The sequence below is a fragment of the Brumicola blandensis genome (genome assembly GCF_031846165.1).
In the GTDB taxonomy this organism is placed as follows: domain Bacteria; phylum Pseudomonadota; class Gammaproteobacteria; order Enterobacterales; family Alteromonadaceae; genus Glaciecola; species Glaciecola blandensis.
In genome coordinates this window covers 161,216-180,425 of sequence record NZ_JAVRIE010000005.1, presented here as the reverse complement: position 1 = coordinate 180,425, position 19,210 = coordinate 161,216, and the positions used below count along the sequence as shown (strand labels likewise).

The 19,210-nt window shown below is 42.6% G+C and carries 10 protein-coding genes; 2 read left to right on the top strand and 8 right to left on the bottom strand.

Annotated features, from left to right (window positions below):
- Positions 1-14: 14 nt before the first annotated feature.
- Positions 15-383: a GntR family transcriptional regulator gene (locus RM544_RS13055; RefSeq protein ID WP_311362239.1), complete on the bottom strand. Its 369-nt coding sequence runs from the start codon at positions 381-383 to the stop codon at positions 15-17.
- Positions 384-512: 129 nt separating this feature from the next.
- On the opposite strand from RM544_RS13055, the gene RM544_RS13050 reads away from it, so the two are divergent.
- A complete protein-coding gene (locus RM544_RS13050) occupies positions 513-1,358 on the top strand; it encodes an MBL fold metallo-hydrolase (protein ID WP_311362238.1) in 846 nt (281 codons plus the stop codon).
- Between the two features lie 34 nt (positions 1,359-1,392).
- On the opposite strand, the gene RM544_RS13045 is transcribed toward RM544_RS13050, so the two are convergent.
- On the bottom strand, positions 1,393-3,753 hold the full coding sequence (locus RM544_RS13045; RefSeq protein WP_311362237.1) for a carbohydrate binding family 9 domain-containing protein: 2,361 nt from the start codon (positions 3,751-3,753) through the stop codon (positions 1,393-1,395).
- Between the two features lie 350 nt (positions 3,754-4,103).
- Here RM544_RS13045 and RM544_RS13040 point away from each other — a divergent pair, with 350 nt between their 5' ends.
- Positions 4,104-5,063, top strand: coding sequence for a GGDEF domain-containing response regulator (locus tag RM544_RS13040; protein WP_311362236.1), 960 nt, complete (start codon positions 4,104-4,106; stop codon positions 5,061-5,063).
- A gap of 73 nt (positions 5,064-5,136) precedes the next feature.
- On the opposite strand, the gene RM544_RS13035 is transcribed toward RM544_RS13040, so the two are convergent.
- The 6 genes from RM544_RS13035 to RM544_RS13010 form a co-directional block, all read right to left on the bottom strand.
- Positions 5,137-8,787, bottom strand: coding sequence for a VCBS domain-containing protein (locus RM544_RS13035; protein ID WP_311362235.1), 3,651 nt, complete (start codon positions 8,785-8,787; stop codon positions 5,137-5,139).
- A gap of 92 nt (positions 8,788-8,879) precedes the next feature.
- Positions 8,880-11,915: a TonB-dependent receptor gene (locus tag RM544_RS13030; RefSeq protein ID WP_311362234.1), complete on the bottom strand. Its 3,036-nt coding sequence runs from the start codon at positions 11,913-11,915 to the stop codon at positions 8,880-8,882.
- Between the two features lie 287 nt (positions 11,916-12,202).
- Positions 12,203-13,165, bottom strand: a complete 963-nt coding sequence (locus tag RM544_RS13025; protein ID WP_409220092.1) for a polysaccharide lyase family 7 protein — start codon at positions 13,163-13,165, stop codon at positions 12,203-12,205.
- Positions 13,166-13,249: 84 nt separating this feature from the next.
- Positions 13,250-14,569 (bottom strand): MFS transporter, encoded by a 1,320-nt coding sequence (locus RM544_RS13020; RefSeq protein WP_311362232.1) that lies wholly within the window; start codon positions 14,567-14,569, stop codon positions 13,250-13,252.
- An 89-nt stretch (positions 14,570-14,658) separates the two neighbouring features.
- Complete coding sequence (locus RM544_RS13015) at positions 14,659-16,851, bottom strand: heparinase II/III domain-containing protein (RefSeq protein WP_311362231.1); 2,193 nt, start codon at positions 16,849-16,851, stop codon at positions 14,659-14,661.
- Positions 16,848-19,151, bottom strand: coding sequence for a polysaccharide lyase 6 family protein (locus RM544_RS13010; RefSeq protein WP_311362230.1), 2,304 nt, complete (start codon positions 19,149-19,151; stop codon positions 16,848-16,850). Before RM544_RS13010 ends, RM544_RS13015 begins: the two co-directional genes overlap by 4 nt.
- Positions 19,152-19,210 lie beyond the last annotated feature (59 nt).

Sequence of the window (19,210 nt, the reverse complement as noted above, 5' to 3'; positions counted from 1 at the left end):
TAGTGTGCATTACTCTAGCGAGACATCGCTTGGGTAAATGCATTTCTAATTTCTGAATCTGTCGCGCCGGCTTTCCGATATTTTTCAATGTCGACTAACATAGTTGAGCCAAGCCATTCATTAATATCAATATGTAAGTTGTCTAAGGCATCGCTGTGCACAAAAGAACCGCGATAGCCTTTTGATTCAATCACGCTGTCACGTTCGAGCAACCTGTAAGCCTTCGCGACGGTTTTTGCATTAATATCTAAATCTGCCGCAAGCTGCCTTATCGAGGGTAGAGCATCTCCAGCCTGAAGTTGCTTATTCTCGATCGCCTGCTTTATCTGCAAAACCAATTGATGAAAAAGTGGTTCTGGTGAGTCAAGATCGATAGTAATCATTAACAATTGTACCCCTTGGTTAGATGGTACAATTAAACACCACTTGTACCCACGGGTCAAGGGGTACAATAAATTATTTTGTAAAATGTGCTACTATCGAGTGATAACAAGACAAAAAACCTGCCACTCATGAAAAAATATCAAAGAATAATGCAACTAGCCTTGATCTTTCCCATGTTGGTAACAAGTCTTCACGCCTACTCACACGAGACAACGACGGGAAAACATGGAACAGCGCACTATCTAGCTAATGAGGGGATCATGGTTGAAGCAGGAGAGTACAAAGTCCTGTTCGATCCATTTTTCCATAATGATTATGGAACCTATCAACTTGTCCCAGAAAAAATATTGGCTGCTATTATGGCTAACGAAGCTCCCTACAATGATATAGACATTGTTTTTGTTAGCCACGCTCATGGTGACCACTTCAATGCAGACGACATGCTTGCATATCTTCAAGAACACAATACCGTTCATTTGGTGGCGCCTTCTCAGGCAATACAAAAACTGGCGGTATTGGAGGGGTTCAAAGAGATAGAAACGCGAATTGAAGCTATTGCACTAGAATACAAGGACAAGCCAGTTTCATTTAAAGTGAAGGATATTATTATTGATGCAGTGCGCATACCCCATGCAGGCTGGCCGGGACGAGCAGATGTCAGTAATATCGTGTTCAGAGTCACCTTACCATCAAAAGAACACACCACTACCTATATTCACATGGGCGATGCAGACCCAAACGATACTCACTTTCGTCCATTATTGTCGTATTGGCAAAAGCAAGAGACTGACCTTGCATTTCCACCTTACTGGTTCTTTTTATCCAGCGAGGGGAATTATATTCTCGACTACAGAATCAATGCAAAACGAAGTGTAGGTGTTCATGTACCTTTGAAAGTCCCCGCGCAACTCATCCAAACAGGTAAACCTTACTTTTCAGTACCAGGGGAATCAATCAGCGTCCCGATAGACTAGGCTTTGTTATGATTAGAGATAGGCTGGCCCCAGGCTACTGTAACCATGCATAACTGAATTTCATAAACACTGACTGGCCGTTGGTTTTCAGCTTATTTAAGTCGTCATTGTCAAATGCACTATCAGCGTAACCAATAAAGAATTTAGTGAGCGGATTGAGTTTATATGAATAGAGGAGTTGCACACCCAGCTGTTGTGAATCAGCATCAAGACCCAAATCTTCTCCTGGCGCTACAATATAATTATCTAAGTTCCTACTGATATCGGAGTAAGCCAAGGTCACTCTAAAAAATTGGCGTTGATCAAACTGGTAGGTCAGGCGGAAGTCAGTCAGGTTTGCAACAAATAGCTTGTCATTATTTGAATCTAATTTGCTATATGTATGACGAATACGAAGACGTGCGTGAGTACCTAAATTCAGATCGATTGTCGGTTCGATAAAAACTTGGTCACCTAATCGGTTATTCGCGAAGTCGATCGCGTCGCCAACACGAATAAAGTTTCCGATAAAGAAATACTGATTAGGTTTTGTTTCCAAATAGAGTGACATCGACTCCTCTTCAAAATAAGTGGCGTTATTAATGATATCGAGTCTGTTGTTGAACTCTCGCAAACCCACCCTAGTTCGCTTTAATGCACCAAATTGTGCGTAGGACTGATAATCGCCGCGGATATTAATTTGGGCTTCAATTTCTCTCTCAAGAAGCTCTCCATTCATATTATGAGCTTGGTCCCAATCACCGCTGAGCCTGATCCTATTCCACCATGAGTCCTCATTCCACCAATTATAACCACCACCTATAATGGTGACCTTCCGATCGACTCGTGATTGAAAACCTAAATCGGCCCGATAGTTTTCGTCAGTTTCTAAACGTGTTGCACGAAAATCGTAGTCACTCGTTTCATGTCGATAGTCCAAATAATAAGAGCGCCCAGTGAAACTTTCGTTTTTCTGCGTGCGCAATGCAGCTTCACTAAAGTCTTCATCGCGCGAACAATTATTATCACAAAAATTTTCAAACAAACCTTCAGGATACAAAGTGTCAGTATGAATGACTTGCGCCCGCAAGGTATCTTGATCACTCAAACGATATTTAATATCGATAGAGGTCACATAATTATGATAATTCTCTGCATCTCTGGCCGTGACAACGGCACCAATGGCGAGTTTATCTGAGTAATCGAAACGATATCGCGCAGCAAGGTTAGTTGATTTAGCATCGAAATTAGCGACACTAGAGCCCAAATTACCAGGAACTAAAAAGGTGGTTTGTTCATCATTCGCAACGAAAACACCTACTGAGTGTTGGTCTTTTCGCCCAGTGAGCTTCAATCCGTAATCGGGCGAATTCACATTTCGGGTATATATCAGATTTTGAAATGAAGTGAAGTAGTCGGCATTTTCAACGAAAAACGGACGCTGCTCGTCAAAAAACAGCGCAAAAGTATTGTTAATATTTAATTGTGCTGAATCGGCTTCTACTTGAGAGAAGTCAGGATTGAGTGTGCCCTGTAAGCTCATCTCGGGACTTATCGCCCAATTGACATCGAGTCCAATTTCTTGCGCGTTATCGTATTCCCATTCATTAGTGGCAGTTGGATCACGCTCTCGCGTCGCACCGAGCACAGCAGTGGGTACAATAGCCAAATTATTCCCCTGCTTGGCTTGTTCAAAACCACTGGCATCGCCCAATTGACATAAAACACAGGCGTTGTTGCGATTGAAAGGCAGATGAGAAATACGGTACTCATCGCTACGCGGATAAAAGCGGACAAACTCAATGCCCCACTTTTTGATATCCTTGGTTTCTTCGAAGTTTAGTAAGCGTAATGGAATGGCCATTTCTACTTGATAGCCATCTTCTGTAAGCTGACCTTGTGACTCCCATATGCCATTCCAGCTGGCACTTTCATTACCCGTCATTTCATTTTCAATACTGTCGGTTTGCACACCCAATGGGTTAACATAAAACTGGTAAGCTAGCCGCCCGTCGTTGTACGTATCGATTTTGACACCCACCATATCCTGTCCCCAGGTACTATCACGGTCACGCAAAAATGAGCGAATTTGCTCAGGGTCGCTATCATGCGCGCGAAACGCAACAAAGAGTGTACTTCCATCTTCATAAAAGTAAGCTGTAGTAGTAACCGGCGGCTTAGTATTGTCGAAAGGTCGATGGACAAAATTTAGCTTCACAGTATGAGCTTGAGCCCAAGCGCTATCAGATAAGTTACCATCAACAGTAATGGTTTCATCAACGAATGGCACGACCAATTTTTGTTTGACTATGTGGGGTTTCTTTTTGTTCTCTGGGAATTCAGCTTGCGCTTTATTGAAAGGACTCAGAAAGAACATCGAAGCAAGTAGGCTAATAATGATATAGAACGATTTCAAAAAGTTTTCCCAAGCAGTGATGGCGTTATTTTTAATATTATGACGAGGAAGTTTGAGGACATATGCCTCTTAAAAAACCACAACGCCCCAAATGAGTGCAATGGATCCTACGCGCTTTTCGCTTAGCCATCTACATAAAAGCATGATTGATGTGGATCAAAAATTGTAACATTTTATAAACTTTAGTTTGATAATGAGTCGACATATAAACGATTAAGTTTACAGTGTAGGATGCGAAAACGTTATCATCAGTTGTCTGAAAGTGCTGTATTTACGCTAGCAAGGATGATAAACACTGTTTGTCGTGGAGAGTAATACTTTTTAGTAGCCGCCTTTGTGAGTAAGAAGAGATGAATCGAGTAGCTGATCAACCAGAGATATTTCATCTACAAAATGATGCTAGTGATGAGCCCCCCAAAGTGCTGCTTATAGATGAAGAAAGTTCCAACATCGTTTTGTCTTTACAAGCGCTGCCCTACGAAATTGAACATCTAATAGACTATACGAAACTCGGAAATCATCTCAATTACAATGTTCGTTTGCCTTCTCTTATTATGGTAAATAGCCACTGCAAAATGGTGAATGTTGATAGCTTATTGGTACGTTTAAAGCAGTCAGAATTAAGCAAAACCATCCCGGTAATACTATTCTGCGACTGCATCAACCAATGCCCGGACGATAAGATTAGAGCTTTTACCCTGGGTTGTGACGACTTTATTTCATTACCGATAGACCCCAGGGAATTTGTAGCTCGAGTGCAATCGAAAGTACAAAGCGCCTTATACCATCAAGAAGTCATGGAAATGGCTTTTAAAGATGACCTCTCTGGCTTGATCAATCGCCGTGGTTATAACTATGCCTTAATTAATGAATGGGCTCGCTGCAAACGTGCGAAAAAGACGATAAGCATGCTAATTGTAGACATTGACAATTTTAAAGAGTTTAACGATAAATTTGGCCATGCTAAAGGTGATGAACTCATATTGTTAGCTTCTGAAACCCTCAATAAAGCGGATAAACGAAGCTCAGATGTGGTAGCACGTTACGGCGGCGATGAATTCATCTTTTTACTCCCTGACTGCAACTATGATGGCGCATCCAAGATTGCGAGGGATTTGGTCGAACGCTTCAATAAGTTAAATATGACACACAATCATTTATTGAAAATGAGTAAGTTTTCTATCAGCATTGGTGTGTCATCGCTGATTCCAAACCAAAAGAATACTGCCAGTGACCTCTTTGCAAGAGCCGATGATGCCTTGTACAAAGCGAAAAAAGAAGGCAAGAATTGCTGGAAAAGAGCAGATTAAAAACCTATAAGAAGATAAAAGAAATCCCCGCTAGTTCTCACTAGCGGGGATTTTTTATAAAGGTTTTGAACACTTACTCAACCGCAACAACAGCTTCAGATGTCGATGAGTTATAAGGCGAAACTGCATTGTCGGTGTCGAGGGAATCACCTGCCATATAAGACTCAAAATCATCAAAGAATACGGAAGTTGTGCCCGCCGTATCAGAGTAAACTGCAAAGTTATCTACTGATACAACACCCGTTGCTTCTCTTGTGCCGCCATTATCACCAAATCTCACTGAAACGTGGGTCAAACCACCAATCGAGTTATTATCCGGGGTAAAACCGTCAGTCGTCAATCTGACACCATCAACTTCAACAGTAATCAGAGGGTTAACGGTTAAGTCTCCACCAGGATATTCCCAAGTAATCACCACATTCATATACTGGTCCAACACTACAGTGGCAGCCGACGTATCTAAGTCACTAGGACTCCTAACACCAAATGAGTTATCTCTAATACGCAGGTCTAAAAGAGCACCGTCATTATTAGTAGCAGAATTGAATAGGGTAATAAATGCATCACCATTACCAAGGTCATCATCTAAACGCTTAATCGCAACTTCAAATCGCCCTTGGGCCAATGGACCATTGTCACCTAAGGCATAGCGAAGCTCACCTGTGTCACCTGGGTCTGTATCGCGGATTTCACCTATTTTGTTGCCTTCGGTACCTGGGCCACCTACTTCACCGATAGTTTCAACGGTAGCTTCAGAAGTACTGGAGTTATATGGAGAAACAGGGTTGTCTGTATCTAATGAATCGCCATCAACGTAAGATTCAAAGTCGTCCGAGAAAACTTCCGTTGTGCCAGCTGTATCAGAATAGATGAACAAGTCGTCAACAGTGAATTTACCTGTTGCTTCTCTCACACCACCATTGTCACCAAATCTGAAGGATACGTGAGTCACGCCACCAATTGAGTTGTTATCTGGTGTAAAACCGTCGGCTGTGAAGCGAACACCGTCTACTTCTACTGTTACCAATGGATTAACGGTTAAGTCGCCGCCCGGGTACTCCCAAGTTATGACTACGTCCATGAACTGATCTAGCAAGACAGTTGCCGCACTCGTATCAGTATCACTAGGACTGCGCACACCAAAGCTGTCATCCCTAATACGCAAGTCTAAAATAGCACCGTCGTTATTTGTTGCAGAGTTGAACAGAGTAATAAATGCATCGCCGTTACCCAAGTCATCATCTAAGCGCTTAATTTTAGCGGTCACTCTACCTGCAGCTAATGGACCACCATCTCCAAGAGCATAACGTAACTCTCCAGTATCACCTGGGTCAGTATCGATAATGACAGCAACATTATTAGCTCCAGTATCAACCGCAATTGTACCTGTAATGGTAATCGCTAGTTCGGCGGTACTGCCATCCACAGATTCAATAGTAACGGTATCTGTCTCACGCTCTCCAACCAGCAGCGCAGCAATAATCGGGTTACTTGTATCTAAGGTATAAGTCCATGACCCATCTTCTAATATTGAGAATGAACCATAAGTCATCGTTGCCGAAGAAGGAATGATAAATGCTTCACCTTCGTCCGGGTCAAGCACACTGACAACACCCGTTAGAGGGTCAACTTGATCACTTGGTAACGTACCAGTGAGATCAAAGAATACCGCCGGAGTTGGTTCAGATGTGCCATCGCCTACATCAAATACGACCACTTCAGAATAAATAGATAAGCTGTAAAGGCTAGCATCAGAAGCTAAGGTTTCACCCACGCTGTAGCTCTCAAAGTCATCTTCAAATACGCTCACTGTGCCAGCAGTATCAGAGAACACTTCAATGTTATCTACAAAGAATGAACCAAAAGGAATCGTTCTATCGTTATCACCAAATCTAAATTGAATGGCTCTTATACCTTCCTCAAACCATTGGTCTAAGTTCTGGAAGTCAGAGTCAACAACCGCAGCAGTTGAGAATGAACCGCCACCAATCACTTCACCGTCAATCGATACGGTTAACTGTTCAGTTGAGTCTAAGTCCCAAGTGATTTCAACATCGTAGAATTGATTTTCAACAAATGGCGCTGTGATGATATCACCAGGATACGCGTCACTATCAGTGTTACGTACAAAGAAGCGAGGCATTATCTCGTTGCCTGCACCGTCAGTTTGCGTGCCTTGAATACGCAAATCGATAAGTGATTCACTTGAGCTTCCCGAGCTACCGTAAAGGGTAATGTAAGCATCTTTCACATTGCCGTCACTGCCTAATGCTTCTTCTTTCGAGAACGAAGCACTTAGTTTACCTTGGCGTAAATTATTTACGCTAAATCTAATTTCACCCGTGTCGTTGCCAATATCGGAAATTTTAACCACTTGGGTTAAAGCAGCAACTCGCACTTCAATTTCTGCAGTGGTGCCGTCAATAGAAGTAATCGTGACTGTATCATTCACCGAATTACCTACTTCTAAGTTAGCCACGGTTTCGTTTGCAGTATCGACTGTGTACGACCAGTTCCCTTCCGCTGTGATACTAAAAGTACCATAGTCGAGAGCAACATCTGTTTGAGCAACTATCGCATCTTCTTCGAAGTTTGGATCGGTAACAATAACGGTACCCGTCAGCGGTTCTGTCGCAGTATTTTGCACAGTGCCACTTAATACACCTTCGATAATCGCTGTGACAGGATCATTGTTATAACCAATTGCCGAACCGATAACATCGAGTAATGATTCATCAACATCGCCTGCAACTTCTGAGCTAGTTTGCAGATTTGTTTGTGCTATCTCAAAGGCGTCTAATGTTTCGTCTGAGAACTCGCCATCGGCTAAATCTGTAGCAATGTCTGCAATGACGGTAGCGATATCTTTAGCATCATCATCAGCATCAAGTTGAGATAAAAGGGCAAGTACAGAACCATAGCGATCTGCGTTTTCTGCGCCATCTGCACCTAAAGGAACTTCACCGACCGCGGTAGGCAATACTTGGGTCGTGTCAAAGCGAATACCGAAGCGAGCATTGATGATGTCAGCTTCAGCAGCAAAATTATTTATGTTAGCACCTGCAGCTTGCACTGTCATTTCAGTTAACGGAGACACAACGTAAGAAGGCGCCGGTGTTTCCATATCGCCTTCAACTACATCTACTACCGATCTCATTAATGGCGCGTCTAGCGTTTCGCCGGTCGATTCATCAGTATAAGTACCACCAGTACAAGACACTAAACCGGCACCTTCAAAATGCACGTCACTAAAGGTAATTGCGCCAGTTGCATCAGAGCTTGCTGTACTTTGTGCTGGTGTTACCGCTGCACCACTGTCGTCTACTGCGAAAATTTCACAGCTGGCACCGCTCACGGGTCCTTTAACGACATTCGCTGATACGTCTAGAGTAGGATTAATGACGGGTGTCGATGCACCTACGCCCTCAGTGAAACCAGCCTCATCTGTATAGACTGCTGACACAGAAATCACTGTCCCTTCGTCTGCTTCGGTAATTGTATATGTTGTGCCAGTGGCGCCAGTAGACCAAGCGTAGCTAACTGATTGTGCTGAAACACCGTTTGCATCAGTGATCAGCGCTGATAATTCAGCACCCGCAATAAAATCACTGCCCGTGATCGCTATACTGCCGGGTCTATTACTATCTAACTCTGCCTTGTCATCGCTACCACAGCCGACTAAGGCTGTTGCAACAACAAGGGGTATAAGAGATTTCTTAAACATACTTTCTACTCCTGAAAGATTTACTTCTAATTTGTTACTTATTTGCCCAACACTGTGGGCAAATGTGTATGTGATATAAGCACTTTGCTCTATTAGTACTTGAAGCTAATACCCGCGAATAAACGAGGACCGTAGTCGTTAACTTCACCTAAATTACCCTGAACATAGAAATCTTGTGATTTCGGCTCACTGAACAAGTTAATTGCTTCAACTTTCACACGAATGTTTTTGCTGATTTTGTAAGAAGCTCTCGCCTCCCAAACGCCCACTTCATCAACAAAACGTAATCTTGTTCCGTTACTTGTGTAGGGCTGGAAGTACTCACTACGATATTTGTAGATAAGTGCCGTATCGAAGTCACCCACTTGATAGTAAAGCTGGCCACTGAATACATGCTCAGAGAAACCAGGTACCGCACCAGGAGGAATGATCCCTTCAGTCAGCTGTGTTGTAACGCCATCTAGATCAGTAATGAATGTGTCGCCATAATTACTGTCTTCAAACTCAAAGTCTGTGTCAGCGTAGTTATAGCCAAACTTCACACCAATACCACTGTCCCAACGATATGCTATTGACGCTTCTAAACCTAAGAGGTCACTTTCATTGTCAGTGGTCACTGAGTTAGTGATTGGCAAGGCAACATCAACACCTTCTACGTTGAAGTTCTCTAATACTGTTTGTTGTTGGAAACCACCATTAAACTGCTTGTAATATACGCTAACCGCGAAGATGGAATCTTCATTTGGGTACCATTCAAATGCCACATCGTAGTTCCAAGACATCAATGGTTGCGTGTCTGGGTTACCAGAACCATTAACACCCGTTAACAAATCAGAAATGGTGACAGGCGCTACTTCGTCATCAGTTTGGAAAGTACGGCTAAAGCCAAGATCCGCTGGGTCAGCACGAGACATACCACGGTAAATACCCGCTCTTAACAGAATATCTTCGCTATAATCTACAACTAAGTTAAAGCTCGGAAGCACCTCTGTGTAGTCACCGCCACCCACAATGCGCTCTATTGAATCATTAGTGACGAGTGTCAGTACACCCAGCTCACTTGTTTCTACATCAAAACCTTGTCTAAAACCGATAGAAGTCACGTCGGTGTTCACCACGCGCACACCAAAGTTACCGCGAATGAATTTACCAAACATCTCAGTATCGTAATTAGCCATGACATATGCAGCAGTGGTTTCTTCTGTCACATCAATTGTACCGGCGTTTGCGTATTCAACTTCAGGGTAAGCAAATTCGCCACCTTGTGAAGCAACAACGGCTTGTGAGAAACAAACATTGTTGTAAGTAGCCCACGAAGAACCTGTGCCACTCGCAATTACGTTGCCATCACTGTCAACATTGGTAATGATGTCGCCATCAGAAATACTCGATAAATAGTCTGACTCAGGGAAATCAATCTGGCACCCTTCGAGAATGTCTATCGCGGCTGTGTTGGCTTCATTTAATGTAAACTGATTTCTTGACCCGTTACCATTCGTTCCACCAAATTGAACAAAGGTCAATTCAGATCTGCGCACGCCACCTTGGATGCTAGTAAAATGTTCACCGTTTAGAGAGTAGTCAAAATCAATCCGCGCAGAAACAACTTCATTATCTCTTACGTTTTCACGGTCGATACGAGTACGTAAACTATCCGTAAAGTTTGAGATATCTGTAACATCAAAGTCACTCACCGTTAAGTGAGGAATATATTCGCCTAAATCCCAAGAGAAGAATGGACGGAATGCGGTTCTGCCACGGTTAGAGATTTGTAGTTCTTCTCGCTTAGTTTGTGAGTAACCAAAATCGGCGCTGATGCTAAGGTCATCAGTAACGAAGTGCTGAATGTTTAAACCGTAACCTTGATAGTTTTCTTCACGAGAGAACTGCTCTCCTGCAGACTCAAAGCGCTCTTCACCTTCCCAATGTAAAATGCCACCTACACTGTTTGTAACAAGGTTTTGGCCTGTTACACCTGGCGTCACACGTTTCTGTAAAAAGAGTAAATCATGACGAGCTTCTGCTTGTACTCGGTCGGATAATTGTGCGTCGAAATTGATATCCCACGCGTCTGAAGGACGGAATTGAAGCCCAATAAACAATGCATCTCTTTCATCAGAGGTTTCGTTTTGACGGAAGCTTCGACTAGAGCCAGTCCACGCATAGCCGGTACCTGAGCTTTCAGCGCGACCTGTTGCTGGATCGATATCTGTTTCATAACCTTGGTTGTTACTACCGTTAACCTGATCTTCACAATCTCCTGCAGATGAACGGAAAAAACCTTCATTCGTGTTTGTCGGGTCGTTGAGACACGCCCATAACGAAGAACCCGTCGGGCTAGAGCTACGATATTCAGCTTCTGGTTGGCTGATGTCTTGTCGTTGCCAACCCACTGTAACGCCTAATGCTTGACCATTACTAAATTCAAACTGATCTACATAACTGAGAGTGCCGCGATAACCCAGATCGCCTTGGAGTGAATTTTCTACATTTGTTTGATCAGGGTTGTAGTTTAACTTTACTTCACTTTGGAAACGTTGTTTTCCAAAGTCGAGTGGCTTTAGCGTTTCTAGTGTAATTACACCCGCTACACCACCTTCAATCATAGAGGCGTCTTGCGTTTTGTAAATCGCAACTTTTTTCATTAGCTCCGAAGGAAACTGAGAGAAGTTAACAGAGCGGTCACCACTACCGTTAGTCGCTTCACGCCCATTGATATGAGTGGCACTTAGAAAGGGACCTAAACCACGAATTGTAATCTCTGTCGCACCACCATTCTCACGGTGTGATGCAGCGCCAGTAATTGACTCTAAGGCTTCACCGATTGAAAGAGCGGGTAAATCACCAATATCTTCTGCAGATAAACCATCAACGACGGTGGTTGCTTCACGCTTTATGGCTATTTGGTCTTGTATCGTTTTGCGGGTTCCTACAACATCAATCACTTCAATTACATTTTCTGCACTTTCTTCACTTTCGGTTTGCGTTTCTTGTGCAGTAGCGGCGAAGGCAAATGAGCTAGCTACTGAAGCAATGACTGCAAGCTTGACCCATTTTGCAACAGGTGACAGCGTAAATTGCTCTTCCTGATTGAGTGAGTTTTTATGTTTCCCTGATATCAACGACATATCGAGTTCTCCGTTGTTTTTGTGCGAGCATTTGATTGCGAATCGCTTGTTATGTTTATGTTACGCATTTGTTAGCACCAATATACTTAATCAAAACCAATATATCAACCAATTGTTAACAATTTTATTACCAATACGGCTTACCAAAAATAAAAACCAAATCATTTGTAAACACAAAAAAAAACCGCCATTGCATTGCTGCAGATGACGGGTTTTATTTGGGAGCCTTGACAAAATTGGTCAGACAATAAACTTAGAATAAAATCTTATTGAGACCGTAAATGACCTCAGAATTTATAGCCTTTATGCTGATTTTGAATGTGGTAGAAAGTTGCCTGCACGTAATCACCTTCTGCACCACCATTATTTTGGTTATACACACCGGCTTTAAAATACATGTATTGGTTACCAGCGCTATAACCGCTGTCTTTCATGTCATAGTACTTAGTAATATTTGGTTTACCTTCCCTGATTAAGGTAACAAAGAGGATCTCATTCTCTACCGTTATCTTATAGGAAAATTTTTCATTCAAGGCGATACCATCTTCAGGATTATCGAGAGTATGAGAACGCGTGCCAATCATATTTATCCAAATATCGTCGCCACCATTGATCTCATGCGCAAAATAAATAGTCCCCTTCGTATTGCCAGGTAGCTTCCGGTAATACAGTCGAATAGGTTCGTCATCCGTTGCGTGTATTTGGCCTACGATAACGCGACCAACCATTTTTTCATCACCCGTAGTCGATACTCTATTCACAGCCAGAGTGCCTTCTAAGCTACCTTCAATGCCGCCAGCTTTGCGCTTCATAGCACCATGTGCACCACCAAAAACCCAGTTATTTTCAGTAATCCCACGGGTTTTAATGCGTGTGTTTCCACGACGCAACATTTCGCGCAATTCCGTTCTCGCATACTTGGTATTCTTGGACGTTTGCGCACCGACATTTGGACACGCGAACACTAAACCACCATCATCTGCAGTGTAGAAAAATGGCTTCAGTTCGAAACCTTCATTGAGAGGGTTCTCATATATCGTGTCCGCTTTTTTGTCTTTGTTGATGTCTGTTGGCAGAGTCAATGACCAATCTAGCAAGTCAAAGTTTTCACCTGGTTTTTTACTTGGGTCGAGTTTAGTAAAATCACCCAATAACACGCCTTGCGCAAGGCTAGTGTGAGACTCAGGGATCTGAACATCTTTATCAGACGCTTGAGCACTCGATGTAAAAACCAAACAACTAAAGGTCATTGCTAGGGCAGTCATAAGACTACCCTGGTTACGTTTCGGATAAAAACCAGACATCAACGATGATATGTTCAAAGCCTTCATAAGTTATGATTCCTGTGCAGAACCTGTATTTTCACCGTGCGGCTTTACAGGTTCAACTTTCGGACACAACAACAATACGCTAAGCATCGCGATGAGCGCCAGCCCAGCACCGATACCAAATACGATGGTGTAGTTTCCATCTGCTGTTAGAAACGGGACAGAATAAGTTAACGCCGCTGCAGCAAGCTTGGCCGCCATACCAGCAAAACCAGCTAAGCTCCCTACTGTTTTTCCACCAAATAAGTCACTTGGTAGTGTTTGAACATTACCTATCGACGTTTGGAAGCCGAACAATATGGTTGCCATGATAAGAACCGCAGCCACTTCGCCACCTGGATTTGATAACATCAACAAGGCGGGTAGCATTATCATACAACCTAACGAGATAACGACTTTTCGAGTCTTGTTCACTGACCAACCTGCCTTCAATCGGTTTTGCGCTAACAATCCGCCGAACCAAGCACCAAACATTGCTCCTAGATAAGGTACCCAGCCGTAAATAGCTAAGCCCTTTACATCCATTTGATAAACTTCAACAAGATAAGTTGGGATCCAAACGATGAACAACCACCAAATAGGATCAATTGCCGCTGTTGCGATAATGACACCCCAGCTTTGCTTGTGGGATAAAAGTTGGCCGGTAGAAGGTGTGTATTCCACTGCATTTTCGGCTTCACTTTTCACTTCATTTTTCTGACCCGTCAGAATGTATTGTCTTTCTTCTTCGGTAATCCAAGGGTGATCACCAGGTGGAGACTTCACCACGATTAACCATGGGATTAACCACAGTAAACCAATTGCACCAACAAGAATAAAAATGACTTGCCAGTTGAAGAACAGTGCAAGATAAGCAATCAATGGTACTGAAATTAGTCCACCAACCGCAGCACCCGAGTTAAAGATACCTTGAGCTAGCGCACGCTCTCTCGTCGGGAACCATTCTGCATTAGCTTTCGCCGCACCAGGCCAGTTACCCGCTTCTGAAATACCAAGAATTGCTCGGAAAATACTGAAGGTAAGTATACCTTGTGCAAACGCGTGCAGTATGGTGGCAATAGACCAAATACCAATAGACAAAACAAAGCCTAATCGTGTACCAATCCAATCAAATATTTTACCGAAGATCGCTTGACCAAAGGCATAAGAGAAAAGAAAAACAATACTAATGATGCCGTACACTTCTTTTAACTCGGCATCGGTTTTGTCTGGGTAAATTTCCTTACCCATAAATGGCCACAAAACACTCAGCGTTTGTCGGTCGATGTAGTTAATGACCGTAGCAAGTGCGATAAGCGCAATTACCCACCACCTCAAGTTTTTCATATTTTATTCCTATGCTTTTTACTACTAATTATAATTTTTATCTGTCGTTTATACTGTCTGTAGGTAGTTAGTTTTATCAACCATCAAACCTATAAGCGAAACAAATGGGCATTGCCCTTCATTTCATATTCTTTCCCTTCGACACTAAATTCAGTTTCGGTATTTTCATCACTCGCGCTGCTAGCAATTGCTAGTACAAAACTCAGTTCTGGTGCAAAAGTAGCTTTCACTAAGGTCACTGTTTTATTGCTTGAAAGGTGACTGATATTTTCTAAGCTCTGTAGCTGACTCTTACTATTGATAGTGAATTCTCGACTACCGTTATATTCACCATGCACTTCAAGCATACTCAAAAACTGATGATTTCCGCTGCTATGTATACGGTTGATTAAGGCTTGCTTGGCGATCAAGTTAAAGTTCGGATCGTTTGCTCCAATACGCACCATCAATAACTCTTGTGGTTTACGATTATTTTGTTTCTTTGCAACAGTAGTGTGGGTATAGAACGTATTATCTTTCAGCCAAGTCACTCTGGCTAAGTCCTGCTCAACTTCGCCTTTGGCTTGCAACCATAGGTACTGATATCCGTTATTACTACCTAAAGCGCTTTGGCTCTGAGTTTGGCCCTGTAAGCCGACGTTACTGTCAATAAATTGTCCGTTAAAGTGCACAGGCACATCGAGTTGATGTTCGCCTTCAGCTTCAACATCCAATATATCGATGAGAAAAACAAAGCCTTCTTTGCTGTTAACCAATGCTTGAGTGCGCGTAAACGCCAAATTGTCATATGCGTTTTCCATACGCGCTGAAGATATCTGTAACTCTTCATCAAACTCAGTGAATAACACATCAGGGTGATATTGATTACCCACAGAAGTTTTGCCATTGAAATGACTAATTTCATCAACCACTAAGGTATTGTGAGCGATAGTCTGTTTTGCGTAAGCATTGTTTTCAGGTAAATAGTGACCACCGTATTTAGCTTCAACATTGAGGAAACGTGCGGCGCCATAGTCATAAACAACCTCTTCACCTTGGTTATAAAAAATCCAATGAAGCTTGTCAAAATGACCATGACCCAGGCCTTGTGATGTCGCTTTAAAAACCAATGTTTGATGGGCCGTATCTTGATTCTCTCGCAACACAACCAAGGCACCTTCTTTGCCAGAAATACCATCACCGAAGACCTTTGAATCAAACGGATAGACTACCTCTAAACCATCATCGATAGCATTTGCTACCGCAAGCCCATCACCGGTTAGAAGTACTTGATTTTGCTTTTTAGCAATACTGAGCAAACCTTTCTCTGCAGTCTTGTTGTAGGCAATAGTGACACCGTGTACAAGCTCTAAGGTATCGATGCCTTTATCTTTTATCGCATCGTTGATACCAAAGAAAAGACCGTTGTAGCTAAGTTCTATAGTGGTCGTAATCGCTTTTAATAATACCTCATCGCGATACTCGAATATCTTGCGTTCGGGTTCGTTGACATCAATAGCTTTGGCAAATAACACAAAAGGCATTAATGCATAACGCTGATAATAAGGCCCCTCATTATAGTAACCTTGAGGTGAGAAGAGTTCGTCAAGTTGGCGCATAAAGCCACCTTTACCAGACTTATCGAGGCCATATAATGACTTCTCAACCCACTCTGGTTTATCCAGAACATAACCCGCCATGCCAACGCCTGCCACGGCCCAAGTGCCATGATTATGGATCTTGTCGAAAGTTTGCGGGGACTCTTCTGATAAATATCTTACCATTGGGATAAACACGCCATTCTCGATGGTGTTGCGTTCTTCAGTGGTCAATGCGTCTTTCACTGCATCGTAGCCTTGAATGGTATATACCAACCAAACGGCTTCATTTAGGCTTTGCCAAAACAACTTACCCGGCGACTGTTCTTTTTGCTGTGGATGCAATGGTAGCGTTGGATACATCTCAGCATATTCGAACAACATGTCTCGTACTAAGTTCGCATACTTTTGCTCATTCGTTATCAAATACAAACGACCAGCATCGCGCATAGTTGCATAATTTCTTTTGTGAACTTCGTGTGTATATCCACCGCCCGCATCAGCAGGTAAAGGTACATTCAATTTTTGAGTCAATGCCAAGTCTATTTTGGCTTTGCGCGCTTCAAATTCATCAGCAAAACTGCCATCCGATTTTGCAGCCATTTGCATCGCTTCAATTTGCTCAGGTGTTTCAAGTAGGTGCTGAGCAGAGCAAGCAAAACTAGAAAGCAAAAAAACAGAAAGTAGTGTGTTAGCTAGTTTCATTTTGCAATATTTCCTACAACGATGGCGGTAGATGGGCCTTTTGCAAAGGTCTCTGTTACTACAGGCATTGGTGTATTGGTAAATGTATTCGTTACTATCTGTGTTCTAGGCTCGCCTACTGTGTGATCAATAGTTACGACTTTAGCAACTGAAAAAGTATTCTCGGCTAAACGCGTTTGCTGCACGCCCAACAAAAAGATAGATGAACCTGTTTTGTTACGCTTACCACCACCCACTTTTTGTACTTTGCTATTGCTCATTCTAAAATGAGGACCAAAGGTACTTTCGTCTGTGCCACCTCGGTAAATTTTTGCAACGGCACCCTCGATATTGGAAAAGCTAGAGTCTTTAATTGTCACATATTCGGCATTGTAAATACCTAAGTCGTCTTGCTCTTTATCAAGACGCAAAATGTCGCCTGTAATGTTTTCGAACACACTTTCAGTGATTAGAATGTGATCAGCCATACTGCGATAACCTGCATCGAAAACGTGTGCTGAGTGATTTACATTTAAATCAGTAATCTGCGTATTGTGTATATGCAGTTGATAGTTGAATAAAGTAGGTAACTTCGTATTTCTAATTAACACATTACCTGCATTGTCTGGTGACTTTACGCCTGAGATATTCAGTCCATCAAGCTTCAAGCTGCCACCATCTTCAATTTCAAAAGTAAGTGAACGCATAGGGTATAAAGTGACTGTTCTTGGCGTTTCAGCTTTAATTGTGAGCGTTGTTTTAACTTGGAGTTGCTTGTTTATATCATAGTCACCTGGCGCCAAAGTAATTATTGAGCCAGGTGCTACTGTTGCAATTTTTTGCATTAACTCTGAAGCACTTTCAACATTCACCACTTCACCTGAGTCAAATGCCACTGCGTCACCAGACTTAGGGTACCAAGCAACACCAGTGTCATCTCTGGAGATCGGGTTTAAGCTCGCCGGAGCACCGACTTCAGCAGCTTGGGCTGTCTGGCTTTGAAGTAGGCCATTATCGCCTCTCACCAAATCACTTTCTTGTAAATTAAACCCTTGGGCAATTTCTTCTTGTGGCGCTTGATTCGCAATATTGCCAGCAAAGGTAATACCTGAGACATCATCGAATATTTTAAACGGATTCTGACCGTTGCTATTGATAACTAAGTTATTTGAAAAGCTACTGTTGATTGGAACCGCTGTGCGCTCTGCGTCGCTTCCCGCAGCAAGGTTGATATTATCGACATTAACTATTGTGTTGTTTTCAATTTTTGTATTTTTTACTTGGTGGTAGCGGTTTATTTTAGAATTAGGTACGCCATTCAAAATGGTAAAGCCGCCACCGAAACGAATGCCAGTCAAGCCTTCCATATAGTTGTTGCGAATAGTTTGGTCCGCATTGATCACTCGAATACCGCCAGTATGATCTTTGCCGTTTCCGAAGAACACATTCCCTTCAACTAGGTTACCGTTACCATGGCGTAAAGTTAAGGTACCGCGACTTTCGAAGAACACATTATTCAAAAACTTGTTCTGACCAGACTTGTTGGAAATGATCTCAACTTCACCATTACAACGATCAAAGTAATTATTTTCCACTACTGTAAAAGAGTTACTGAGTGAGTATTTACTCGTGCCAACACGCAACGTTTCGCCGCCATTGGAACCAAGAATAGGTCGTGGACCGAAATAGTTATGGTCAATGCGGTGATAATTTTCTTGGCTGTCTTCAGAGTTTAATCTCACTGCCATTGTGACGCCGGCATTACTTTTACCGACTAGATGATTGTGGTCGAAACGATTATGCTTGCCGTAGAGCACGACCCATTTGTCCGCATTGAATTTGTCCGGATTGCTAAAACCATCTATAACAACTTCCGTTACGCGTGAATGATAAGCTAAGGTATCTGCATCTTCACTAAAAGAAATGACTTCACCTGTTGGGCTGTAGCCATTTTTAAATACCAAGCCTTCCACATGTAAATATTCACCTGCTAGGCGCAAGTTAGACAGGCCGGATAAAATCACTTTACCTTTGGTTTGGGCCTTCAGCGTAATAGGTTGCTCTTCGCTTCCTTCGCCTTTCAGTAGTATTTCAAAGTCATTCCAAACACCATCGGCAAGCACGAGAGTATCGCCTGCCTTTATAGTTGATAATGCGTCTACGTATTCTTGTTGAGTGCGAATAAGCCTGCCATCAACCGACAACGCAGCTTTTTCTGCACTATCTGTTTTCTGTGATTGAGAAGCTGGCTCACAGGCTGTTAAAAAAAACAGCGAAGTGATGGCAAATATGATCGTAGAGGAGCAACTTTTTACAAACATGAAAAACTACCTAATTCCATTTTTAAAATAAGTAGAGCCCTATGCCAAGTTGCGCAAAG